Consider the following 25,199-nt stretch of genomic DNA (forward strand, 5'->3'; position numbering starts at 1 on the left):
CCACAACGGATCGCATGAATCCCGCCCGGTGAGTCGTCCGTCGTGGACCGTGCACCGGTGGAGCTCCGACCGCCCGACGGAAGGGCGGATTCCGTATCCACGCCCGCCGGAGCGCACCGTTGCCACCAGCCGGAGGTCGCGGGGGGTGGACAGATCGAGCGGGCCCGGGTGGCCCCGCAGCTTCTCCGAAAGGTGAGTCATGACCACGTTGCAGAAGAATGAGTCGAGCCCTCCGGGGGGAGGTGGTGGTGGCGCCGGCGACAAGCTGGACAGCAAGGTCCTCCTCGTGGCCGGAGTGGTCGTGCTCGGCGGGATCATGTCGATCCTGGACATCACCGTGGTCTCGGTCGGACTGCAGACGTTCCAGAAGGAGTTCGAGGCGACCTCGGCCCAGGTCGCCTGGACGATGACCGGCTACACGCTGGCGCTGGCGAGCGTCATCCCGCTCACCGGCTGGGCCGCTGACAGGTTCGGGACGAAACGTCTCTATCTGCTCGCGGTCGCGCTGTTCGCGGCCGGGTCGGCGCTGTGCGCCGCCGCCAACTCGCTGGAGATGCTGGTCGCCTTCCGGGTGATCCAGGGCCTGGGCGGCGGCATGCTGATGCCGCTCGGCATGACGATCCTGACGCGTGCGGCCGGTCCCGAGCGGGTCGGCCGGGTGATGGCCGTGCTCGGCATTCCGATGCTCCTCGGCCCCATCTTCGGTCCCATCCTGGGCGGTTGGCTGATCGACATCGCCTCCTGGCACTGGATCTTCCTGATCAACCTGCCGATCGGCGCGATCGCCCTCGTGTACGCGGCGCTCGTGCTGCCCAAGGACCACGTCGAGCCGTCCGAGACCTTCGACTGGGTCGGTGTGCTGCTGCTCTCGCCGGGCCTCGCGTGCTTCCTGTACGGCGTCTCCTCCATCCCCGAGACCGGCACGGTCTGGGCCGCCAAGGTGCTGATACCCGCGATCATCGGTCTGGTGCTCGTCGCCGCGTTCGTGCCGTGGGCGCTGCGGCCCGCCAACATCCACCCGCTGATCGATCTGCGGCTCTTCCAGAACCGCGACCTGAGCGTCGCCGTCATCGCCATGTCGCTCTTCGCGATGGCGTTCTTCGGCGCCAGCCTGCTGTTCCCGCTCTACTTCCAGCAGGTGCGCGGGGAGTCGGCGCTCGACTCGGGTGTGCTGCTCGCCCCGCAGGGCATCGGCGCGATGATCACCATGCCGATCGCCGGCATGCTCGCCGACCGCATCGGCCCCGGCAAGATCGTCATCACCGGCATCGTGGTCATCACCGTCGGCATGGGCATGTTCACGCAGCTCACTGCCGACACGTCCTACGCGTACATCATCACCGCGCTCTTCATCATGGGCCTCGGCATGGGTGCCTCGATGATGCCGATCATGGCCTCGGCGCTGGCCACCCTGAGGGAGCACACGGTCGCCCGTGGCTCGACCCTGATGAACATCGTCCAGCAGGTCGCCGCCTCCATCGGCACCGCCCTGTTCTCGGTGCTCCTCACCAACGGCCTCAAGGACATCACCGCGCGGACCCCGGACGGCATCAAGGACCAGATGGGCGACGCGTTCGCCTCGGTGTTCCTGGTGGCGGCCGTCCTCATCGCGGTCTGCCTGATCCCGGCGCTGCTGCTGCCCCGCAGGAAGGTCAAGGCGGCGGACCCGACCGCGATGGTCGGCCACTGACAGCACGGCACACCCGGCGAACGCCGCCGGGCCGGAACGGCCTCGCGCCGCCTCCGGCCCGGCGGCGTTCTCGCGTCACCGGACAGAACGCCCACGTCGGCCGCTTGATCGTCCCGGGGCGGGGTAGCGAGAGTGCATGGTCACTGAGAACACGCCCGCTGCCGGATACGTACAGCCCGAGGTCGACGTACCGGGGCTGACCCGGGTGCTCGACGGGGAGTACGCCGGGATCCGCGATCTCGTCCGGAGCAATCTGGTGGCGTACGCCTCCGTGCTGGAGGAGGCCGAGGAACTCGGGATCGACGCGTACCGCGAGCGGGTGCGGGAGATCGTGGTCGAGATGGCCGCGACCGGGCAGACCGGGATGGGGTTCCCGGTGGAGTACGGCGGGGGCGGGGACGTGGGGGCGTCCATCGCCGCGTTCGAGACGCTCGCCTTCGGGGACCTGTCCGTGCTGGTCAAGGTGGGGGTGCAGTTCGGGCTCTTCGGCGGGGCGATCCTCCAGCTGGGCACAGGGCGCCACCACGAGGCGTATCTGCCGGACCTGATCACCGGGCGCCTGATGGGGTGCTTCGCGATGACCGAGACCGGGCACGGCTCCGACGTGCAGTCGCTCGGGACGGTCGCGCGGTACGACCCCGGCACCGAGGAGTTCGTCCTGACCACCCCGGACGACCGGGCGCGCAAGGACTACATCGGCAACGCCGCCCGCCACGCGGAGTTCGCGGTCGTCTTCGCCCAGCTGGAGGTCGGCGGAGAGGCCGAGGGCGTGCACGCCTTCGTCGTACGGGTCCGGCAGGACGGCGAGGTGGTGCCCGGCGTCCGGATCGAGGACGACGGGCGCAAGATGGGCCTCAACGGCGTCGACAACGGCCGCATCCGCTTCGACGGGGTGCGTGTGCCACGCGAGGCGCTGCTCAACCGGTTCGCCGACGTCACCGCCGAGGGCGTCTACGAGAGCCCGATCGAGAACCCCGGGCGACGGTTCTTCACCATGCTAGGCACCCTCGTGCAGGGCCGGGTCAGCGTCGCCGGCGCCGGGGTCGGCGCCGCCAAGGTGGCCCTCGCCGTCGCCACCAAGTACGCGGTGCGGCGGCGGCAGTTCGCGGCGGCCCCGGACACGGAGGAGCAGCTGCTCCTCGGCTACGGACTGCACCAGCGCCGGCTGCTGCCGCTGCTCGCCCGTACGTACGCACTGCACTTCGCGCAGGACGCCGTACGCACCCAGCTGCACGAGGTGTTCTCCGGCACCGGGGACGACCCGCAGGCCCGGCGCCTCCTGGAGTCCCGGGCCGCCGGCACCAAGGCGCTCGCCACCTGGCACGCGACGCGGGTCGTCCAGGAGTGCCGCGAGGCGTGCGGCGGCGCCGGCTACCTCAGCGTCAACCGGTTCGCCGCGCTCAAGGCCGACAGCGACATCTTCACCACCTTCGAGGGCGACAACCACGTCCTGCTCCAGCTCGTCGCCAAGGGCCTGCTCACCCACTACGCGAGCGAGTTCGAGGACCTGGACCAGCTCGGCACCGTCCGCCACGTCGCCGGGCTCGCCGTCGAGACGGTCCTGGAGAAGACCTCCGCCCACAAGCTCCTGGAGCGGGTACGGGACCTGCTGCCGGGCGGCGACGAGTGGGACCGGGAGGCCGGGCTGCTCGACCCGGAGTACCAGCTCGCCATGGTCCGCTTCCGCGAGGAGCACATGCTCGCCGGGGTGGCCCGCAGGCTCAAGCGCGGCATGGACGAGCACGAGGACCCGGGAGCGGTCTTCTCCCGGGTCCAGGACCACGTCATCGCCGTCGCCCGCGCGCACGTCGAACGGCTCGTCCTGGAGGCGTTCACGGACCGGGTGCGCGCCCTGCCCGCCGGCGGCAACAAGGAGGCGCTGCGGCTGCTGTGCGACCTCTTCGCCCTCTCCGCCATCGAGGCGGACCGGGCCTGGTTCATGGAGCACGGCCGGCTCACCGTCCAGCGCTCCAAGGCGATCAGCCGCGAGGTGAACGACCTCTGCCGCAAGGTCCGGCCGCTCGCGGTGGACCTCGTGGACGCCTGGGGCATCCCGGACGAGATGCTGCGCGCCCCGGACCTTCTGGGCTAGCTGCGCACGGCGGTCGTCGCCAAGGTGACGTACCGCATGGTGAAACGGCCGCCCAGCGCGTCGATCGCCTCGCCCACCGCCGTCAGGATCTCCGTCAGCTGGTCGGGGCGGAGCCGGGTGAGGCCCCCGGTGGTCGGCAGCAGGTCCAGCCACTGGTCCCGGGTGTAGGGGCGCTCCCAGTCGAAGCGCCACTGCTCCGGTTCGTGGAACTGCCCGGTCGCGCGCAGCTGTTCGGCGGTCTTCGCGTACCCCGCCCGGTACGCGTCCAGCGGGCGCCGGGCCGGCTGACCGCTGAACGGCGAGTCCGGGGCCACCCGGCGGAAGGCCGCCGCGAACGGCTCCGCCACCTCGGCGGGCGGCTCGAAGACATGGCCGAAGACCGCGAGCCGCCCGCCCGGCCGAAGCACCCGGGCCGCCTTGCCGGCGCCCACCGCGGGATCCACCCAGTGCCACGACTGGGCCGCGGTCACCGCGTCGAACGTCCGGCCCGCCGGGTCCCACGCCTCGAAGGTCGCCACCTCGACCCGGACGCCGTGCGCGCGGGCCAACTCCGCCATCCGGGCGTCCGGTTCGACCCCGAGCACCGCGCAGCCGGCCGCCCGGAGCTGGCGGGCCGCGATCCCGGTACCGCAGCCGACGTCGAGCACGTCCGGCCCGGGGCTACCGGCGACCACGCGGGACACGAGGTCGTCGGGATAGGCGGGGCGGGCCTCGTCGTACCGCCGTGCGTCGGTACCGAAGGACTCGGCGGTCTTCCTGGCGTGATGGGGCTCTCGCGGTAGAGTGGGCATGCGTTCACTTTAGTGGGCAAGCGCCCACAGTGCCAGAGTGTGGGGCAGGACGCGGACGACGTGAGGAGTGGGTACGTGCCGACCGGAGTGCACCTTCGCGACGCCCGGCAGCAGCTGTTCGACGCCGCCGAGCGCGTCCTGCTGCGGGACGGCGCGGGCGGCCTGACCAGCAGGGCCGTCACCGACGAGGCGGGCTGCGCCAAGGGCGTCCTGCACCGGCACTTCGCCGACTTCGACGCCTTCCTCACCGATCTCGTGCTCGACCGGGCCGCCGAACTCGACGCGCGGGCCCGGACATTGGGCGAGAGCGTCGGCACCGGCACCGTGGCGGGCAACCTCACCGCCGCGCTGACCGCCCTCTTCGGGCCGGTGCCGGTGGCGATCATCCCCCTCATCACCTTCCGGGACGAGCTGCGCGCGCGCCTCAGGGAGGCGACACCCGGGGGCGGCATCGCGATCCTGGCCCAGATCACGACCGCCGTCTCCGGCTACCTCGCGGCGGAGCGCGCGCTGGGCCGGGTGTCGGCCGGTGCCGACATCGACTCGCTCACCCTGTCCCTGGTCGGGGGCGGGCATCTGCTCTTCGCGGACCGCGACCCCGGTCCGCCGGACGAGGCGGCGGTCGGCAAGCTGGTGACCACGGTGCTCGCGGACGTCGTACGGCGGTGAGGTGCGGGCGGCGGGGCCGTCCGGGTACCCACGGCGGATGAGTACCACCGCTCAGCCGGGCGGCCGTTCGGCGCGGAACGATGGAACTCCGCCCGAGCGAACCGGAGATCTCATGCTCAGCCGCCTTGCCGGTCAACTGGTGCCCGCCTTCGGGCGGTTGACGCTCACCACCGACACGGACGCCGTACTGCCCCCGGCCGGCATCATCGCCGCCAACCACACCTCGCTCGCGGACCCCGCGATCGTCCTGGCGGCGCTCCGCCGCCTCGGCGCCCGGCCCGTCGTCCTGGCTGCCGCCGGGCTCTGGCGCGTCCCGGTCCTCGGCCGCGCCCTCGCGCGTGAGGGCCACATCCCGGTGCACCGCGGCGACCCCCGCGCCGGCCGGGCCGTCGTCCTCGCCCAGGAGGCGCTGGAGCAGGGCCGGCACATCCTCATCTACGCGGAGGGCGGCCTGCCGGACCGCGGGGACGCGGCCGAAGCGGCTCCCGGCGCCTTCCACCGCGGCCTCGCCCGGCTCGCGCACCGCACCGGCGTGCCGGTCATCCCGGTGGGCCAGGCCGGGGCCCGCCGCGTCATCTCCGGCCCGGCGGCCAAGCAGCTCGCGGGCCTGGCCACCGCCCCGCTGCGCCGTCCCCGGCTGCACGTCCACGTCGGCCCGCCGTTGCGACTCGACGGCGACGGCCCGGCGGCCACCGCCCAGGCGCGGCACGCGGTCACCGCCGCCTGGCGGACGGCGGCCGCCCGGCTGGGCGAGCCCGCCGCCCTGACGGCGTGAACAAGCCGCTCATGTGAACGGGCCGCTCAGAGCTCGGCGCCCACCGCGCTCAGGAAGGTGCGGAACTTCGCGGCCGTTTCGGCGGTCTCGGCCTCGGGCTCGGACGCCGCGACGACGCCCGCGCCGGCGTACAGGCGCAGCGTGCGCTCCTCCGCCTCGGCGCAGCGGATGGTGACGACCCATTCCCCGTCGCCGCTCGCGTCGCCCCAGCCCACCATCCCGGTGAAGTAGCCCCGGTCGAACGGTTCGGTCTCGGTCAGCACCTGCCGGGCCGTCGCCGTCGGCGTGCCGCACACCGCCGGGGTGGGATGCAGGGCGCAGGCCAGCGTGAGCGCGGAGGTGTCCGGGTCGGTGAGCGTGCCGGTGACCGTGGTGGACAGGTGCCACATGGTCGCGGTGCGGATCAGCGTCGGCCGGGGCGGCACGGTCATGCCCGTGCAGTACGGGGCGAGCGCCTGGTGCACGGCGTCCACGACGACGGCGTGCTCGTGGAGGTCCTTCGCGGACTCCAGGAGCGCGGCGGCCCGGCGGACGTCCTCGGCGAGGTCGTCGCTGCGCGGCGCGGACCCGGCGAGGGGGTTGGCGACCAGCTGACGGCCCCGGCGGGAGACGAGGAGTTCGGGGCTGGCCCCGATCAGGGTGCGGCCGGGGCCGGTGGGGAGCGCGAAGGTGTAGCCGGAGGGGTCGCGGCGGGCCAGGCGCTGGAGCATGGCGGGCACGTCCAGCGGTGCGGGCGAGGTGAGTTCGAGGGTGCGCGCGAGGACGACCTTGCTGAACTCGCCGCGCCACATCCGCTCCACCGCCGAGGCCACGCCCTTGGCGTAGACCTCCGGCTCCGGGACCGGCCGGATCTCCCAGCCGGGGGAGTCCGCCCCCGGCGAGGGCAGGGCGATGAGGGGGTCGGAGGTGAGCGGCGGCGCGGTGCGCAGCGCGGCGGGCACGCTCAGGGCGGCCGGTTCCGTGTGGTCGAACGGGATCGCGCCCATCACCACCGGCGCTTGCTGTCCGGCGTCGGCGGCCTCCGCCAGGGTGTCCGCCACGCGCCGGTCCACCGGCTGGGCGCCGTGCGGCACTTGGAGTGCGGCGCCCCGGGCGAGCAGGGTGCGTCTGGGGGTGGCGAGGAAGCGGGCGCCGGGCGCGTAGGCGTCCAGCAGAGAGGTGGCCGCCCCGGTGGCCGGATGGGCCGTGGGTATGGGCGTGGCGACTCGGGATGCCGTCGACACGGGGACTCCGTTCTCGATGGCCCCGCGGGCGGGACCAGGGATGAGGATGCGCTGAGGAGCTGCGCCGGTTCGGCGCGGCGGCACGCCTGCGGCGGGTCTTCACCCGGAGCAGCACCTACGGTAGGTTAGGTGAGGGTAACCTAAGTTCAGGTGTTCGCGCAGGAGGGCGGTGGGGTTCGGGCCATGGATCCGGTGTCCGAACTGCGCTTTCCGGCAGCCCGGTTGGCGGGGTGGGTGCTCGTGTCGCGTATGTCGATGTTAGGTTAGCCTTGCCTCGGCCTGAGGGGGGACTGTGGCCGATTCCGTCAACCTGCGCCGCGGGCCGCCGTGCCCGTCGGCGGGCCGAGCCGCGCCCTCGCGCGCCCCGTGAAGGGAACCGCCCCGGGCGGGCCTTCACGCGCGCGCATCGCCGCGCCGGCCTCGTAAGCACCGCAACTCTCGCTCCGACCCGTCGCGGCGCCCACCCACTGAGGAGTACTCCGATGAGCCAGACCTTGTCGCCGGACCGTGTCCGGGCCGACATCGCCGAACTGCTGGGCTGCGAGCCCGGTGAGATCGCGCCCGACGAGAACCTGGTCGACCTCGGTCTCGACTCGATGCGGATCATGGTCCTGGTGGAGCGCTGGCGCGCGGCGGGGGCGACCACGCTGGAGTTCCCCGACCTCTTCGAGCTCCCCGAACTCGGCCACTGGCAGACGCTGCTGGCGGGTGAGGCCGCATGAGCCGCACCGACCACCGCGAGCGCCACCTGGACCGGATCGCCGAGGTGCGCGCCGGGCTGCACGCCGAGAAGGTCGGCTATCCGATCGGCATCCGGGAGGCCGAGGTCGTGCGCACGGCCGCCGTCGGTGCGGGCCTGGTGCGGGTGACCCTCGGCGGACCCGGCACCGAGGGGTTCGAGGCCCACGCGCCCGACGAGCACGTCAAACTGATCTTCCGGGAACCGGACGGCACCCTGCGCCTCCCGGAACGGAACGGGGCGATGCTGCGCTGGCCGAGGCCCCTGCCCACCTCGCGCGAGTACACCGTGCGCCGCTACGATTCCCTCACCGGCGAGCTCGACATCGACATCGCCGTCCACGAGGGCGGACTCGCCTCCGACTGGGCCGGCAAGGCGCAGCCCGGCGACGTCATCCACATCGCCGGACCGCCCGGCGGGCTGATCGTCCCGCACAGCTACGACCGCTATCTGCTCGTCGGGGACCTCACCGCCCTGCCCGCCGTCGCACGGTGGCTGGAAGAGCTGCCGAGGACCGCCAGGGGCTGGGCGTTCATCGAAGTCGCGGACGCCCCCGAGGAGATCGAGCTCTCCGCGCCCGACGGCGTCGAGGTCCATTGGCTGCACCGCGACGGCGCGCCCGCCGGCACCGGTGACGCGCTGACCCGGGCCGCGATGTCCGTCTCCGTGCCCGAGGGCGAGCGGGTGTACGTCTGGGTGGCCGGCGAGGCCGGGCAGATCAAGCCGCTGCGCCGCTGGGTCCGGGACGAACTGCGCCTGGACAAGGCCGACTACGACATCGCCGGCTACTGGAAGCGGGGCGTCGCGGACTTCGACGAGGACCACGAGCACGAGCACAGCCACGGTCACGACCACGGTCACGACCACTGATCCATCGCGGTACCGGGGTGCGCAACCCGCGAGTTGTCCCCCCGAAAGGCCATCAAGTAAGGTGAGCCTTACCTAAGTAGCAAGGAGCTTCGGAATGTCCATACGCAGATCGTCCGGCCTGGTCGGCGCCGTCGCGCTGGCCCTCGTACTGGCCGGATGCGGGTCATCCTCGGACGGCGGGTCGGACTCCGCCTCGGAGAAGACCAAGACCCGGGTGTTCACCGCGGACAACGGCAAGATCACGATCCCGGCGAACCCGAAGCGTGTGGTGGCCACCGGCTATGCGGTGCCCGCGCTGATCGAGGCCGACGCACCGCTGGTCGGCATCTCGTCGTGGAAGCGCGGCGAGCCGATGATGAACAAGGAAGACCTCGCCACCTACAAGAAGCTCACCAAGGTGGCGGGCGAGCAGGCGGCCGAGACCAACTACGAGGCCATCGCCGAGGCCGAGCCCGACCTGATCGTCATCGGTGTGCCGGCGCCCGTGCTCGGCGACATCGACATGAAGCGGCTGAAGTCGATCGCCCCCGTCGTCGCGATCGGTCCGAGCCTCCCGTCCGCCTGGCGCGACCTCTCCCGCAAGCAGGCCGACGCGGCCGGCGCGCTGGAGCAGTTCGACGCCCAGAAGAAGACGTACGACGACAAGGCCGCCGCACTGGCCGCCAAGTACAAGGACATCCTGCCGAAGCTGAAGCTCGGCCACGTCGGCGCCTACGGTGACGCCGCCAAGGGCACCTTCCAGCGCGAGTTCAACGGCTCCTGGGGCACCAACATCGCCGAGGACCTGGGCGCCACCTACTACGGCAAGGTCAAGAAGGCCGGTCCGGGGTCCGCGGCCGTCAGCGAGTACCCCTCCATCGAGGAACTGCCCGCCGCCTTCCGCGAGGCCGACGTCCTGACGTACTCGGTCAGCGCCGACGGCAGCGTCCCGCCCTCCGTCAAGTACGTCCTGGACTCCAAGCTCTGGAAGAACCTGCCCGCCGTCAAGGCCGGCAAGGCATTCCCGTACCGCTACACCGAAGCCGCCACCTATGGTGAGGCCCTGTTGACCCTGGACGCGATCGACAAGTCGCTCGCTCCGCTGCTGAAGCCGTGACCGTCGCGGGCCGCGCGTCCGAGGCCGCGGGAAAGAACCGGCGGGCCGTCCCGCAGACCGCCCTGCTCGTCGGCGGACTGGTCCTGCTGGCCGTTCTCGCCGTCCTCAGCATGGGCGTCGGGGCCCGCCACGTCGCACCCGGCGAAGTCCTGCGCGCACTCTTCGACTACCAGGGCACCGACGACCACGTCGTCGTCCGGGACGTGCGGGCACCGCGTGCGCTGCTCGCCGTCGCCGTCGGTGCCGCGCTCGCCGTGGCCGGCGCGCTCATCCAGACGCTCGCCCGCAACCCGCTGGCCGAGCCCGGCATCCTCGGGGTCACCGCGGGCGCCGGGTTCGCCGTCACCCTCGGGTCGGCGGCGGGCCTGGCCGGCGGCCAGGCCGGCGAACTCGGCTTCGCCATCGTCGGCTCCGTGGCCGCGGCGCTCCTGGTCGCCGCGGTCGGCCGCACCTCACCGCTGCGCCTGGTGCTCACCGGTGTGGCGGTGACCGCGGTGCTCAACGGCGTCGCCCTCGGGCTGCGCCTCATGCTCCCCGACACCTTCGACCTCTACCGGTTCTGGTCGGTGGGGACGCTCGCCGGACGTGAACAGGCTTCCCTGTCCTGGCCGTTGACCGCCATCGCGGTGTCCCTGGCCGGTGCGCTGCTGCTGAGCAAGGCGCTCAACGCCCTGACGCTCGGCGAGAACGTGGCACACACCCTGGGCGCCAACGTGGGCCGGGTCCGCGTCACCACCCTCGTCCTCATCACCGTGCTCAGCGGCGCGGCGACGGCGGTGGCGGGACCCATCCTGTTCGTCGGGCTGATCGTGCCGCACCTGGTGCGCAGACCGGCCTCCGGATCGGTGCCCTGGCTCATCGCCTACACCATGGTCCTCGGCCCCATCCTGCTCCTCGCCGCCGACATGGCCGCGCGGGTCCTGCTGCCCACCGGCGAGGTGCCGGTGGCCATCGTGACCGCCTTCCTCGGCGGCCCCATGCTGATCTGGGCGGTCCGCCGCTACGGGGCGGGGTCCCTGTGAACGTGCTGAAATTCCACTTCGAACGGCGCACGGCGGTACTCGTCGCCGTACTGGCCGCCCTGATGCTGGGGCTCGGTCTGCTCGGACTGTGCTACGGGGCGCAATGGGCGCCGCCCGGCAAGGTGTTCGCCGTCCTCACCGGCTCCGAGCACTCCGTGGTGATCCGGGACTGGCGGCTGCCGCGCGTGCTGGCCGGCCTGGTCTTCGGCGCCGCGCTCGGCGTCTCCGGCGCCCTCTTCCAGAACCTCACCCGCAACCCCATGGGCAGCCCCGACGTCATCGGACTGGACGCCGGCGCCTACACCGGCGCCCTGGTCGCCCTCACCGTGCTCTCCGGGACCTCCGCGCAGCTCGCCGTCGGCTCCGTGATCGGCGGACTCGTCGTCGCGGCCGCCATCTACCTGCTGTCGCTCGAAACCGGCTTCTCCGGCCTCCGGCTCGTCGTCATCGGTATCGCCGTCAACGCGATGGTCACCGCGATCAACTCGTGGATCGTGCTCCGCGCCGACCTGGAGGTGGCGATCGCCGCCGTCGGCTGGAGCGCGGGCTCGCTCAACGGCGTGGGCTGGGACGACCTCGGCATCCCGTTCACCGTGATCGCCGTCCTGCTGGCCCTCATGACCACCCGGGCCCACGCCATGCACCAGGCCGCACTCGGCGACCCGATCGCCGTGACCACCGGCGTCGGACTCGACCGGCTGCGGCTGCTCATGGTCCTGGTCGGCGTCGGCTGCACCGCCACGGTGACCGCCGTGGCCGGGCCCATCGCGTTCATCGCGCTGGCCGCGCCGCAGATCGGCCGCCGGCTCGCGGGCGCGGCCGGCATCCCGCTGCTCCCCGCCGCGCTGACCGGGGCGGTCCTGCTCCAGGGCGCGGACCTGCTGGCGCAGATGCTGCTGGCCCCGGTGGCGCTGCCCGTGGGCGTCGTGAGCACCGCGATCGGCGGTTGCTATCTGATCTGGCTGCTGACCAAGGAGGTGAGGCGCGCGTGACCGCACGCCTGACGGCGCGGGAGATCACCCTGCGCTACGGAGACCGCGTCGTGTCCACACGGCTCACCCTCGACATACCCGACGGCGCGTTCACCGCCATCGTCGGGCCCAACGCCTGCGGAAAATCAACCCTGTTGAACGCGCTCGTACGGCTGCTCAAACCGCACGCCGGACAGGTGGAGTTCGACGGCCGCGAGGTCGGCTTGTTCGGCACCAAGGCGCTGGCCAAGCAGCTCGGCTTCCTGCCCCAGGACCCGACCGCGCCGGAGGACATCAAGGTCCGCCAGCTCGTGGCCCGGGGCCGCTTCCCGCACCAGTCCCTGCTGGCCCTGTGGTCGGACGGCGACCAGGAGGCCGTCGACGGGGCGATGGCCGCCGCCGGCGTCGCGGACCTGGCCGACCGGCCCGTACAGGAGCTCTCCGGCGGGCAGCGGCAACGCGTCTGGATGGCGATGGTGCTCGCCCAGCAGACGCCCTACATGCTGCTGGACGAACCCACCTCGTTCCTCGACATCACCCACCAGTACCAACTGCTCGGCCTGCTCGCCAAGCTGCGCAACGAGGGCCGCACCGTCGTCGCGGTCCTGCACGACATCAACCAGGCATGCCGGTTCGCCGACCACCTGGTGGCCATGAAGGCCGGCGAGGTGGTCGCCGAGGGCGACCCCGCGGACATCGTGGACGCCACGCTGATCAAGGACGTCTTCGACCTCCCCAGCGTCGTCGTCCCGGACCCCGTGACCGGCACTCCGATGGTCGTACCCACACTGCAAGGAGAGTAAGTTGACCACCGCGAGCGTGTCCCAGGACGGCCTCCTTCCGCTGACCGGCGCCCAACTCGGCATCTGGAACGCCCAGCGCATCGAACCCGACTCGCCGTACTACGTGGTCGGCGACGTGATCGAGATATCCGGCGAAGGACCCGTCGACACGGACGCGCTCGCGCAGGCCGTCCGGGCCACCACCGAGGAGGCCGAGAGCCTGCGGCTCAGGGTGCACGAGACGCCCGACGGCCCCCGCCAGGCGGTCGGCGCCGAACCCGTCGCCCTGCCCCCGCTCGTCGACGTCAGCGCCGAGGCCGACCCCGCCGCCGCTGCCCAGGCGCTGGTCGACGCCGAACGCGCCCGGCTCGCCGAGGCGTGCCGGGGCATGACGGACCGCCCGCTCTACTCCCGTACCGTCATCAAGCTCTCCGACCGCGAGGTCTGGTACACCCAGCTCGGCCACCACCTCGTCTTCGACGGCTACACCGCCGCCCAGCTCGCCCGCCGCACCGCCGCCCACTACACCGCCCTGGTCCGCGGCACCGAACCGCCCCGCTCGACGTTCGGCGCCTTCGCGGCGCTCGTCGCCGAGGACACCGCCTACCGCGCGAGCGACCGGGCCGCCGAGGACCGCGCCTACTGGGTCGAGCGGTTCACACCGCTGCCCGACGTCGACGCCCACGACGGGCCCGACACCGACGGCGCACCCGCCCGCACGCTCACCGCCCGGGCCGAACTGAGCGCCGACGAGACCGCCGCCCTGCGCGCCTTCGCGGACGCCGAGGGCGTCGCCTGGGGCGAGGCCCTGATCGCCTGCTACGCCGCCTTCCTGCACCGCATGCTCGGCCGCACCGACGTCGTCTTCGCCCTGCCCCTGATGTGCCGGACCGGCTCCGTCGCGCTGCGCACCCCCGCCATGGCGGTCAACGTGCTGCCGATGCGGGTCACCGTGCGCGGCGACGACCGGCTCGGCGACCTGAGCCGCCGCGTCACCACCGCCATGCGCGAGATGCGCGACCACCAGCGCTACCGGGGCGAGGACCTGCCCCGCGACCTCGGCGTGCCCGGCGCCGGCGCGCTGCTGCACGGACGCGGCATCAACCTCAAGGCGTTCGACCTGACGCTCGACTTCGCCGGGGCGGCGGGCGTCATGCGCAACGTCGCGGGCGGACCGCCCGAGGACATGGGCCTCAGCGTCCTGCCCACCCGCGACGGCGGGCTGCTGCTCGGCTTCGAGGTGGACGCCCGCGCCAAGGACCAGGCCGCCGTCGACAGCCTGATGACCGGACTCCGCGCCCTGCTCACCGGGCTCGTCGAGGGCCGGCCCGTCGCCCGGATCGCGCTCACCGCCGACACCGGCGCCCAGCTCGCCGAGTGGAGCCCGCCCGCCCTGCCCGGCACCCCTCTTGACGTGCCCACCGCCTTCGACGCCATGGCCGCCGCCGGACCTGGGAACACCGCACTGGTCTGCGGCGCCGAACGGCTGACCGCCGCCCAACTCGCCAGCCGGGTGCACCGGGTGGCCCGCGCCCTGCGCGCCCGGGGCGTCGGCGCCGAGGACGTCGTCGCGCTCGCCCTGCCGCGCTCGGCCGACGCCGTCGTGGCCCTGCTCGCCGTGCTGGACGCGGGCGCCGCCTTCCTGCCGCTGGACGCCGCGCACCCGCCCGAGCGGCTGCGCGAACTCATCGCGGACACCCGCCCGGTCCTCGTCCTCACCGACGGCACCGTCGACGGACTGCCCTGGAAGGCGCTCCTGGACGAGGCCGCGGACCTGTCCGGCGCCCCGCTGACCACCGCCGAACTCTCCCGGCCCCGCCACCCCGAGCACCTGGCCTACGTCATCCACACCTCCGGGTCGACCGGCCGCCCCAAGGGCGTGCTCGGCCGCTCCGGCGGGCTCGCCGCGCTGCTGCACCACCAGCGGTCCACCGTCGTCGCGGAGGCCGAACGCACCACCGGCCGCCGACTGCGCGCCGCGCACACCTATTCCTTCGCCTTCGACTCCGCCTTCGAGCACCTCGTCTGGCTGCTCTGCGGGCACGAACTCCATGTGTACGACGCCGACACGGCCCGCGACGCGGACGCCCTGCTCGCCGCGTACGCCCGCGACGGCATCGACGTCATCGACACCACGCCCTCGATGGCCGCCCCGCTCATCGACGCCGGGCTGCTCGACCTGCCCCCGGCGCTGCTGCTCCTGGGCGGCGAGGCGACCCCGGCCGCCCTGTGGCGCCGCGTCGCCGCCTCCGGGATCGCCGCGCGCAACATGTACGGGCCGACCGAGGCCACCGTGGACGCCACCACCGCCCGCATCGACGGCGGCGACCCGGTCATCGGACACCCGCTCGCCGGCACCCGGGTCTACGTCCTGGACAACGCCCTCCAGCCCGTCCCGCCCGGCACGGCCGGCGAACTCTACCTGGCCGGACCGCACCTGGCCCGCGGCTACCTCGGCCGGCCCGGGGCCACCTCCGAACGCTTCGTCGCCGACCCCTTCGGCGCCCCCGGCGACCGGATGTACCGCACCGGCGACCGCGCCCGCTGGGTGCCCGGCCGGGGCCTGGAGTACGGCGGCCGGGGCGACGGACAGGTCAAGATCCGGGGCCACCGGGTGGAGACCGGCGAGGTCGAGGAGGCCCTGGCCGCCCTGCCCGGGGTCACCGCGGCCGCCGCCCGGGTCCTGTCGTCCCGGCTCGTCGGCTACATCGTGTCCGCGTCCCTCACCGGTGACGAGGCACGCGCCCGGCTCGCCGAACGGCTGCCCGAACACATGGTGCCCGCCGCCGTCGTCGTCCTCGGCTCCCTGCCCGTCACGCCCAACGGCAAGCTCGACCGCGCCGCCCTGCCCGCGCCCGCCCTGCCCGGCGGCGGCCGGGAACCGAGCACCGCACGCGAACGGCTGCTGTGCACCGTCCTCGCCGACGCGCTCGACGTCGAACGGGTCGGCGTGGACGACGACTTCTTCGCCCTCGGCGGCGACAGCATCACCGCGATCACCGTCAGCAGCCGGCTGCGCGCCCTCGGCCTCGGCCTGCGCCCCAAGGACCTGCTGGCCCGCCGCACCTTCGCCGCCCTCGCCGCCTCCGCCGAACAGCTGGACGGCGCGGCCGGCCCGGCGGACGAGCCGGTCGGCCCGGTCCCCGCCCCGCCCATCGTGCGCGCCCTGCTCGACCCGCACCCGGACATCGACACGGTCGCCGGATACGCCCAGTGGACCGCCCTGTACGTGGACGCGCTCAGCCTCGACGCGCTGACCAGGGGAGTGCAGGCCCTCCTCGACCACCACGACGCGCTGCGGCTGCGGGTGGCCGGCGAGCCGGAGATCCTGCCCCGGGGCACGGTCCGGGCCGCCGTCGAAGAGGTCACCGGCGAAGAGGTCACTGGCGAAGAGGTGACCGCCCTGGCAACACGCTTGGCCGGTGCACTCGACCCGCGTACCGGCGACCTGGTCCGCGCCGCCCTCCTCCGCACGGGCGACGGCGCACCGGACCGGCTCGTCCTCGTCGTGCACCACCTCGCCATGGACGGCGTCTCCTGGCGCGTCCTCCTGCCCGACCTGCACACCGCCTGCTCCGGCGGCGCCCTCGAACCCGTCACCACCTCCTGGCGCCGCCACGCCCAGGCCCTCGCCGAACAGGGCCGGACCGGCGCCCGGCGCGGTGAACTCGCCCACTGGCGTTCCGCCTCGGACTCCGCGTCCCGGCTCGGCGCCCGCCCCCTGGACCCCTCGCGCGACACCGTGTCCACCGCGCACCGCTCGGTCACGACCGCCTCGCCCGAGGCCACCGAGGCCCTGCTCACCACGCTGCCCGCCGCCTACCGGGCCGGCGTGGACGAGGTCCTGCTCGCCGCGCTCGTCCTCGCCCTGCGCGGCTGGGGCCTGCGCGACGACTCCGTCACCGTGACCATGGAGGGCCACGGCCGCGAACACCTCGACCTGGCCCGCACGGTGGGCTGGTTCACCAGCGAATACCCCGTCCGGGTGCCCGCCTCCGACGACGTCCGCACCACGCTGCGCGCCGCCAAGGAGGCCCGCCGCGCCGTCCCCGACAACGGCATCGGCTACGGGGTGCTGCGCCACCTCGACCCGGAGACGGCCCCGGAGCTGGGCGCGACACCGCCCCCGGACGTGCTGCTCAACTACCTCGGCAGGTTCGCCCCGCCGGCCGCCGAGGGCTGGCGGCTCCCCGAGCACGACGCGTTCTCGGTGACCGAGCCCGACGCCAAGGCCCTCGAACAGGTGCTGGCCCTCAACTGCTTCGTCCACGAGGGCGACGCGCCCCGGCTCGCCGTCGAGTGGACCGCCGCCGGGGAGGTCCTGGGCCCCGACGCCCTGGCCGCCCTCCAGGACTGCTGGGCCGCCGCGCTCGACGCGCTGGCCGCGCACGCCCTGCACACCACGGGCGGGCTCACCCCCTCCGACCTGCCGCTGGTGGCCCTCGACCAGGAGGCGATCGACGCCCTGGAGCGCGCCGGCCGGGTCAGCGACGTGCTGCCCGCCACCCCGCTCCAGCTCGGCCTGTCCTTCCACACCATGGTCCGCGAGGACACGGACACCGACGTCTACGTCGTCCAGGCCGTCACCACCCTGTCCGGTGAACTGGACCCGGACCGGATGGCCCGCGCCGCCCATGAGCTGCTGCGCCGCCACCCCGCGCTCCGCGTCCACCTGGGCACCGTCGGGGACGACGTCGTGCAGGTCATCCCGGCCGACGTCGCCCTGGACTGGCGGCAGGACGACGACTTCGCCGAAGCGGCCCGCGCCGACCTGGCCCGCCCCTTCGACCCGGCGCGCCCGCCGCTCATCCGCTTCCTGCTCTCCCGGGTGGGGCCCGCCGAGCACAAGCTCGTCATCACCAACCACCACGCCCTGCTCGACGGCTGGTCGATGCCCATCGTCGGCCGCACGCTCCTCGCGATCTACGCGGAACTCGGCGGCGGCCCCGCCGCACCCGTCTCCCCGCCGCTGTCCGAGTACTTCCACTGGCTGGCGGGCCGGGACCAGGAGGCGTCCGTCGCCGCCTGGCGCGAAGCCCTGGCCGGTGTGGACGACGCGACCCGGCTGGCCCCGGCGAGCACCGGGAACGCCGTGGAGCGGCCGGGGCGGGAGACCGTCGAGCTGGGCCGCGAGTTCAGCGACCGGCTGCGCGCCTTCGCCCGCGAGCGGGGCATCACCCTGACCACGGTCCTCCAGACGGCGTGGGGCCTGCTCCTCGGCAGGCTGACCGGCCGCCGCGACGTCGTGTTCGGCTGCCCGGTCTCCGGTCGGCCCGCCGAGGTGGACGGCGTCGAATCGATGATCGGCCAGCTCGGCACCACCGTCCCGGTCCGCGTCCGGTACACCCCGGACCGCACGGCCACGGACGTCATGGCCCAGGTGCACGCGGAGAGCGTCGCCCTCGCCGAGCACCACCACGTCGGACTGCCCGGCATCCAGCGGGCCGTGGGCATCGGCGAACTCTTCGACACCATGCTCGTCATGGAGAACTTCCCGCTCTCCAGCCGCACCCGCACCCCGCTCGCCCCCGGGCTCGACCTCACCGGCGTCGACATCACCGACGCCACGCACTACGCCCTCACCGTCATCGTGATCCCGGGCGACGAGATCACCGTCGGCCTCGGCTACCAGCCCGGCGCTTTCGACGCGGACACCGTGCGCGACTACGGCCGCTGGCTGCGCAACCTGCTCCACGAGATCACCGAGGACCCGGACCGGGCCGCCGTCGCGCTGCCCGCCCTCGACGACGACGAGCGCGCCCGCATGCTGCGTACGGGCACCGAGATCGTCGCCGCCAAGGAACGCGGCCACTGGCTGGACGAGTTCGCCGCCTGGGTCCGGCGCAAGCCCGCCGGCGAGGCGCTGGTCTGCCGCGACCGCAGCCTCTCGTACGAGGAACTCGACCGGCGGGCCAACTGCCTCGCGCACGCGCTCATCGCGCACGGCGTCCGGCCCCAGGACCCCGTCGCGGTCCTCATCGGCCGGGACATCGAGATGACCGTCGCCCTCTTCGGCGTCGCCAAGGCGGGCGCGGTGTACGTGCCGATGGACGCGGCCTACCCGCGCGAACGGCTCGCGTACATGTTCGACGACATCTCGCCGGCGGCCGTGGTGACGACCGGCGCCGAACTGCCCGTCGACCGCGAGATCCCCGTCCTGCGCCTGGACGACCCGGCCACCCTCGCCTCCGTACCGGACACCGACCCGGCCGGGGCCCGCGCCCGGCTCACCGACGACGCACTCGCGTACGTCATCTACACCTCGGGCACCACCGGCCGCCCCAAGGGCGTCGGCGTCACCCACCGGGGCGTGCCCGACCTGATCGCCCTCCAGGAGGAGGTCGTCGGCGTCACCGAGCACGACCGCTATCTGCACTTCGCGTCGACCAGCTTCGACGTGGCGTTCTGGCAGACGATGGTGCCGCTGCTGTCCGGCGGTACGTCCGTCATCGCGCCCGAGGAGGTGCGCGTGCCCGGCGACGAACTCCTCGACTACATCGCGGAGCACCGGGTCACCGGCGTGAACCTGCTGCCGTCGTTCCTCGCCGCGATGCCCGACGACCGCACCGTCGACCCCGACGTCTTCTTCGTCGTCGGCGCCGAACGGCTCGACCCGGAGCTGGCCCACCGCTGGGGCCGGGACCGCCGGGCGCTGTTCAACGCCTACGGGCCGACCGAAGTCACCATCAACTCCACCACCTGGCACTACGACCCGGACGACGAGGGGCCGCTGCCCATCGGCCGCCCCGACCCGAACGTCCGCGCCTATGTGCTCGACGGCGGACTCCAGCCCGTCGGCGTCGGCGTCACCGGAGAGCTGTACCTCGGCGGCCCGAGCGTCGCCCGCGGCTACCTCGGCCGCCCCGGGCTGACCTCCGGCGCCTTCGTCGCCGACCCGTACGGGCCGCCCGGCACCCGCATGTACCGCACCGGCGACCTGGTGCGGTGGCGCCACGACGGGCAGCTGGTCTTCCTCGGCCGCGCCGACCACCAGATCAAGGTGCGCGGCTTCCGCGTCGAGCTGGGCGAGATCGAGACCGCGCTCACCGGGCACCCCGACGTCCGCGCCAGCGCCGTCGTGATGCGCGAGGGCCGGCTCGTCGGCTACGTCATCCCGACCGACGGCGCCGACCTGGACACCGCCGAGGTGCGCGCGTACCTCGCCGAGCGGCTGCCCGACCACATGGTGCCGACCGCGCTCGTCCCGCTGGACCGGCTGCCGCTGAGCCCCAGCGGCAAGCTCGACGCCTCGGCGCTGCCCGCCCCCGCCACCGTCTCCGCCGCCCGGCGCGAACCGGCCACCGAGGCGGAGGCACTGCTGCTCGCCGTGTTCCGGGACGTCCTGGGCCGCGACGACATCGGCCCCGACGACAACTTCTTCGACGTCGGCGGCGACAGCATCGTCTCCCTCCAGCTGGTCTCCCGGGTCCGCCGCCAGGGCCTCGGACTGAGCCCGAAGGACGTGTTCGACGGCGAGACCGTGGCCGGAATCGCCGCCCGGGCCCGCGCCCTGGACGGCGAGGCCGCCCCGGCCGTCGGGGACGCCCCGCTGACCCCGGTCATGCGCGACCTGCTGCACCGCGCGGGGAAGGCCGCCGACGGCTTCTGCCAGTGGGTGGAGGTCTGCGTCCCGGCCGGCGGCGACGAGAAGACCTGGCAGGCCGTGCTCGACGCCCTCCTCGCCCGCCACGACGTGCTGCGCGCCCGCCTCGGCGAGGACGTCCTGCACATCCCGCCGGCCGGTGACCTGACCGGCGCCGACGTCCTGATCCGCGTCCCGGCGAACGGCGACCCGCGCGCCGCCGCCGACGCCGCGACCGCCGCCGCACGCGCGGCCATGGACCCGCGCACCGGCCCGATGCTGCGCGCGGTCTGGGTGGACGCCGGGCCGGACCGCCCCGGCCGGCTCGTCCTGATCGCCCACCACCTGGTGGCCGACGGTGTCTCCTGGCGCATCCTCCTGGACGACCTCAGGCACGCCCACGACGGGGGAGAGCTGACCCGGCACGGGCAGTCCTTCCTCGGCTGGGCCCGCACCCTGCGCGAGGCCGACCGGCGCGCCGAACTCCCGCACTGGCGGCGGATGACGGCGACCGCGCCCCTCGCGCAGCCGCTCGACCCCGCCCGGGACACCGTGGGCACGGCCTCGCACCACGAGATCCGGCTCGACGCGGACACCACCCGCGCCCTGGTCACCACCCTGCCCGCCGCCCACCGCACCACCCCGGACGCCGTCCTCCTGACGGCGCTGGCCCAGGCGGTACGCGACTGGCGCGGCGTCCCCGAACTGCTGGTCGCCCTGGAGAGCCACGGCCGGCCGCGCGAGGTCGACCTCTCCCAGACCGTCGGCTGGTTCACCGCGATCCACCCCGTCCGGCTCGACGCCTCCGACGACGTGCGGGCGGTCCGGGACCGGCTGCGCGCCCAGGGCGACGGCCTCGCCCCCGGCATCCTCACCACGGCGGGGCTGCTCGACCCGGTCCGTCCGGAGGTCGCCTGGAACTACCTCGGCCAGTACCCCGGCGCCCCGGAGACCGAGACGCCCTGGCAGCCCGCCCCGGACGCCGACCCGCTCGGCTCCGACGCCTCCGGCCCGATGCCCCTGCCGTACAGCCTCATGGTCAACGCGCTGGTGCGCGACGACGCGCTCGGGGTGCGGATCACCTGGCCGGAGGCGCTGTTCACCGGCGCCGAGGTCGAGGAGCTCGCGGAACACCTGAGGGCCGCGCTGCTGCGGGTCGCCGCCGCGCCGGAGACCGCCGCGCTCGGGGACCGGCCGGTCGCCGCCGTACAGCCGCTGAGCCCGTTGCAGGAGGTGATGCTGCGGCACTCGCGCACCGAGCGCCCCGACCCGTACACCGTGCAGTCGGTGTTCTCGCTCGCGGGCCCGCTCGACACCGAGGCGCTGCGCGGGGCCGGTGACGACCTGCTGGCCCGGCACCCCAACCTGGGCGCGGTGTTCCCCGCCTCGCTCGCGGTCATTCCGGAGGCGCCCCGGCCCGAATTCCGGGTCACCGACGCCCCGGCCGACGAGGTGCTGGCCGCCGACCTGGCCGAACCCTTCGACCTCGCGCGCGGCCCGCTCTACCGGATCACCGTGATCCGGCTCGGACCCGAGCGCGCCGACCTCGTCCTGACCAGCCATCACGCCCTGTCCGACGGCTGGTCCGCCCCGCGCATCCTCGGCGAGCTGTTCGCCCTGTACACCGCGCGCACCGAGAACCGCGCGCACAGGCTGCCCGACCCCGTCCCGTTCGCGGACTACCTCGACTGGTGCGCGGAGCACGAGCCGGACCTCGACGCCTGGGCGGCCGAGCTGGACGGGCTGCCCGAGGGCGATTACCTCGGCGGCGACGCGAGCGGCCCGGCCTGGCAGGAGCCCGAGGTCATCACGTTCGACGCGGCGCTCGTGGCCGGGCTCACCCGGCTCGCCGCGCGGCGCGGGCTGACCCCGAACACCCTGGTGCAGGGCGCCTGGTCGGTGCTGCTGGCCCGGCGCTCCGGGCGGCGGGACGTCTGCTTCGGCGCCATGGTGTCGAGCCGGCCCCCGGCGCTGGAGGGCGTGGAGGAGATCATCGGCCTGCTCGCCAACACCGTGCCGGTACGGGCCCGGCTCACCGGCACCCTGGCCGCCGCGCTCACCGACCTCCAGGGCCGCCAGCGCGACCTGGTCGAGCACCACCACGCGGCCCTGTCCGACCTGGAACGGCTCACCGGCCGGCGCAGGCTCTTCGACAGCATGGTGGTCTTCGAGAACTACCCGGTCGACCCGGACCGCCTGCGGGAACCCGCGCCCGGACTCACCGTGCTCGCCACGCGCTTCCGGGAGTCCACCCACCACCCCGCCACGCTGACCGTCATGCCGGACGGCGACGGCTGGACCGGTGTGCTCGCCCACCGGGCCGGCACCGACACCGAAGGACTCGCCGGCCGACTGGTGGAGCTGCTGCGGAACATGGAGCAGCACCTGGACGCCGATGTGAGCGCCCTCCTGGAGGACCGATGACCGAGGCACCCGCCCCGCCCGCCGAGCGCGTGGACCGGGAACTGCTGCGGATCGCGTTCATCCTGGTCCTCGGCACGTTCATGGCCACGCTCGACGCCACCATCGTCAGCGTCGGACTCGACCGGCTCACCGAGGAGTTCGACGCGTCGGTCGCAGAGATCCAGTGGGTCTCCAGCGCGTACCTGCTCGCCGTCGTCGCCGCCGTCCCCGCGTCCGGCTGGCTGGCCGGCCGGTTCGGCGGCCGGCGGGTCTGGCTCGCGGCCATCGGCGTCTTCCTGCTCGGCTCGGTGCTGTGCGCCTCGGCCTGGTCGGCGAGCAGCCTCATCGTGTTCCGCGTGGTCCAGGGGCTCGGCGGCGGCCTGCTCCCCGCGACCGGGCAGGCGCTGCTCGCCCGGGTCGCGGGCCCCGGCCGCACCGGCAAGGTGATCAGCATCGTCGCCGTGGTCCCGCTGCTCTCCCCGGTGTTCGGGCCGCTCGCCGGGGGCTCCGTGCTCGCCGTCGCGCCGTGGCCCTGGCTGTTCCTGGTCAACCTGCCGATCGGCGCGGCGGCGGTCCTGCTGGCCCGCCGCTACGTGCCCGTGGTGGACCCGGCCCCGCAGCGGACCGCGTTCGACCTGCGCGGGGCGCTGCTGCTCTCGCCGGGGCTCGCGGTGCTGGTGTACGGGCTGACCGAGGTCGCCCACGACCGCGCCGTCCCGGCCGCGATCGGCGTGGTGGCCGGGGTGGTGATGCTGGCCGCGTTCACCGTGCACGGGCTGCGCACCCGGTCCACGCCGCTGGTGGACCCCCGGCTGTTCGCCCGGCCGCCCTTCGGGGCCGCCGCGCTGGCGCTGGTGGTGCTCGGGGCCTCGGTGTTCGGCACGACGTTCCTGCTGCCGCTGTACTTCCAGTCGGGGCGGGGGATGTCGGCCTGGGAGGCGGGGCTGCTGCTCGCTCCCCAGGGGCTGGGCGCGGCGGCCGGTTCGGTGCTCGTCAACCGGACCATCAGCAAGGTCGCGCCGAGGACCCTGGTGGTGGCCGGCATCGTGCTGATCGTCGCGGGGACCGCCCCGTTCACCTTGCTGGGGCACGGGGTCCCGGACGCGGTGGTCGTCTCGGCGCTGGTGGTGCGGGGCTTCGGGATGTCGATGGTCGGCGCGCCCGTGATGAACATCGTGTACAGCCGGATCGAGCCGGAGCAGCTGCCCCGGGCGGCCGGCGCGCTCAACCTCCTCAATACCGTGGGCGGTTCGGTCGGCACGGCCGCGGTGGCGGTGATCCTGGAGAACCGGCTCGCCGCCACGGGCGCGGACGTCCCCGCGGCCTTCGGTGCCACCTTCTGGTGGGTGCTCGGCTTCTGCCTGTTCGCAGCGGCCGCCGCGACGCGGCTGCCCCGTACGCAGCCCCGGAAGGGGTGACCGGCAGGACATATGGGTGTGCCCCCGGCCCGAGGGCCGGGGCACACCCATATGCGGGATCAGGGGCGGCTGGTCAGGTAGCCGCCCATGGAGGTGAAGTACTCCGTCGCGGGCAGCTCGCGGCCGTCCTCGGTGCGGACCCGGGTGACGGCCAGGCCGTGGTTGCGGCCGGTGCGGGCGTCGGCGCCGGCGACGATGACCACGCCTTCGCCCTCGCGGTAGAAGATCCGGCCGGGCGTTCCGCCGTAACGGCCCTCGGAGACCACACTGGCCAGGATCTCGAGCCGCTTGCCCCGGTGGAAGGTGAAGGCGCTGGGGTACGGGGCCGACTGGGCGCGCACCAGGCGCTCCAGGTCCTCGGCCGGCCAGTTCCAGTCGATCCGGATGTCCTCCTCGGCGCGCTTGTGGAAGAAGGTGGCCTGCGAGCGGTCCTGCGGGGTGAACTCCGTCTGCCCGTCCGCGATCAGGGCCAGCGCCTTGGTGGTGACGGGGGCGATGAGGTCGACGGTCTTGTGGAAGAGGTCGGTGGTGGTGTCCCTCGGGCCGACCGGGACGGACTCCTGCCGGACGATGTCGCCGGCGTCCAGCTCGTCGTTCATCATGTGCGCGGTGACGCCCACCTCGGTCTCGCCGTTGATGAGGGCCCAGATGAGCGGCGAGAAGCCCGCGTACTTCGGCAGCAGCGAGTCGTGCACGTTCAGGGTGCCCCGGCGGGGGAGGGCGAAGATGCGCGGCGGGATCCACGTACGCCAGTTGTTGGCCACGATGACATCGGGGTCGGCCGCCTGCAGCCGCTCGTACAGCTCGTCGTCGTCCGGGCGGTTGCGGATCAGGACCGGGACGCCGTGCTCCTCGGCGAGATCGGCGACGGAGTCGCTCCAGATCTTCTCGTAGGCGTGCTCGCTCCTGGGGTGGGTGACGACCAGCACCACGTCGTGCTCGGAGTCCAGGAGGGCTTGCAGGGTGCGGTGGCCCCAGGTCTGGTAACCGAACATGACGACCCGCATGGGGTTCCTCCTCGACGTAGAAACAAAGACAGGTAAGTAAAGCAAGGCTTACCTTATCTTGCAACGGAG

General features: G+C 73.7%; 15 protein-coding genes. 12 read left to right on the forward strand and 3 right to left on the reverse strand.

Features of this window, described 5'->3' with window-relative positions; all coding sequences use genetic code 11:
* Window positions 1-199 precede the first annotated feature (199 nt).
* On the forward strand, window positions 200-1,690 hold the full coding sequence (locus NEH16_RS28745; RefSeq protein ID WP_073969698.1) for a DHA2 family efflux MFS transporter permease subunit: 1,491 nt from the start codon (window positions 200-202) through the stop codon (window positions 1,688-1,690).
* Window positions 1,691-1,826: 136 nt separating this feature from the next.
* Complete coding sequence (locus NEH16_RS28750) at window positions 1,827-3,782, forward strand: acyl-CoA dehydrogenase (RefSeq protein ID WP_265545850.1); 1,956 nt, start codon at window positions 1,827-1,829, stop codon at window positions 3,780-3,782.
* Here the strand turns inward: NEH16_RS28750 and NEH16_RS28755 are convergent.
* Complete coding sequence (locus NEH16_RS28755; RefSeq protein WP_265545851.1) at window positions 3,779-4,573, reverse strand: class I SAM-dependent methyltransferase; 795 nt, start codon at window positions 4,571-4,573, stop codon at window positions 3,779-3,781. The two genes, NEH16_RS28750 and NEH16_RS28755, sit on opposite strands and share 4 nt — an antisense overlap.
* A gap of 75 nt (window positions 4,574-4,648) precedes the next feature.
* On the opposite strand from NEH16_RS28755, the gene NEH16_RS28760 reads away from it, so the two are divergent.
* On the forward strand, window positions 4,649-5,242 hold the full coding sequence (locus NEH16_RS28760; protein WP_265545852.1) for a TetR/AcrR family transcriptional regulator: 594 nt from the start codon (window positions 4,649-4,651) through the stop codon (window positions 5,240-5,242).
* A gap of 112 nt (window positions 5,243-5,354) precedes the next feature.
* Window positions 5,355-6,017: a lysophospholipid acyltransferase family protein gene (locus NEH16_RS28765; RefSeq protein ID WP_265545853.1), complete on the forward strand. Its 663-nt coding sequence runs from the start codon at window positions 5,355-5,357 to the stop codon at window positions 6,015-6,017.
* Between the two features lie 26 nt (window positions 6,018-6,043).
* Here NEH16_RS28765 and dhbC read toward each other — a convergent pair whose 3' ends face one another.
* Entirely contained in the window at window positions 6,044-7,240 is a 1,197-nt protein-coding gene (dhbC, locus tag NEH16_RS28770) for an isochorismate synthase DhbC (protein WP_265545855.1), read from the reverse strand.
* 482 nt (window positions 7,241-7,722) lie between these two features.
* Here dhbC and NEH16_RS28775 point away from each other — a divergent pair, with 482 nt between their 5' ends.
* From NEH16_RS28775 to NEH16_RS28810, 8 genes are all read left to right on the forward strand, one after another.
* Window positions 7,723-7,962: a phosphopantetheine-binding protein gene (locus NEH16_RS28775; protein ID WP_073865580.1), complete on the forward strand. Its 240-nt coding sequence runs from the start codon at window positions 7,723-7,725 to the stop codon at window positions 7,960-7,962.
* Window positions 7,959-8,849: a siderophore-interacting protein gene (locus NEH16_RS28780; RefSeq protein WP_265545857.1), complete on the forward strand. Its 891-nt coding sequence runs from the start codon at window positions 7,959-7,961 to the stop codon at window positions 8,847-8,849. Before NEH16_RS28775 ends, NEH16_RS28780 begins: the two co-directional genes overlap by 4 nt.
* Before the next feature lie 94 nt (window positions 8,850-8,943).
* On the forward strand, window positions 8,944-9,945 hold the full coding sequence (locus tag NEH16_RS28785) for an ABC transporter substrate-binding protein (protein WP_265545860.1): 1,002 nt from the start codon (window positions 8,944-8,946) through the stop codon (window positions 9,943-9,945).
* Complete coding sequence (locus NEH16_RS28790) at window positions 9,942-10,967, forward strand: FecCD family ABC transporter permease (RefSeq protein WP_265545862.1); 1,026 nt, start codon at window positions 9,942-9,944, stop codon at window positions 10,965-10,967. The genes NEH16_RS28785 and NEH16_RS28790 overlap by 4 nt, the downstream gene beginning before the upstream one ends.
* The gene (locus tag NEH16_RS28795) at window positions 10,964-11,959 is read left to right on the forward strand and encodes a FecCD family ABC transporter permease (protein ID WP_265545864.1); all 996 of its coding nucleotides are present in this window, start codon (window positions 10,964-10,966) and stop codon (window positions 11,957-11,959) included. The genes NEH16_RS28790 and NEH16_RS28795 overlap by 4 nt, the downstream gene beginning before the upstream one ends.
* Window positions 11,956-12,741 (forward strand): ABC transporter ATP-binding protein, encoded by a 786-nt coding sequence (locus tag NEH16_RS28800; protein WP_265545866.1) that lies wholly within the window; start codon window positions 11,956-11,958, stop codon window positions 12,739-12,741. The genes NEH16_RS28795 and NEH16_RS28800 overlap by 4 nt, the downstream gene beginning before the upstream one ends.
* Before the next feature lies 1 nt (window position 12,742).
* On the forward strand, window positions 12,743-22,726 hold the full coding sequence (locus NEH16_RS28805) for a non-ribosomal peptide synthetase (RefSeq protein WP_265545868.1): 9,984 nt from the start codon (window positions 12,743-12,745) through the stop codon (window positions 22,724-22,726).
* The gene (locus NEH16_RS28810) at window positions 22,723-24,123 is read left to right on the forward strand and encodes an MDR family MFS transporter (protein ID WP_265545870.1); all 1,401 of its coding nucleotides are present in this window, start codon (window positions 22,723-22,725) and stop codon (window positions 24,121-24,123) included. The genes NEH16_RS28805 and NEH16_RS28810 overlap by 4 nt, the downstream gene beginning before the upstream one ends.
* A gap of 59 nt (window positions 24,124-24,182) precedes the next feature.
* On the opposite strand, the gene NEH16_RS28815 is transcribed toward NEH16_RS28810, so the two are convergent.
* Window positions 24,183-25,130 carry a methionyl-tRNA formyltransferase gene (locus NEH16_RS28815; RefSeq protein WP_265545871.1) on the reverse strand — a complete coding sequence of 316 codons (948 nt, stop codon included), beginning with the start codon at window positions 25,128-25,130 and terminating at the stop codon, window positions 24,183-24,185.
* Between the last annotated feature and the right edge of the window lie 69 nt (window positions 25,131-25,199).

This window comes from Streptomyces drozdowiczii, assembly GCF_026167665.1.
Classification (GTDB): domain Bacteria; phylum Actinomycetota; class Actinomycetes; order Streptomycetales; family Streptomycetaceae; genus Streptomyces; species Streptomyces drozdowiczii_A.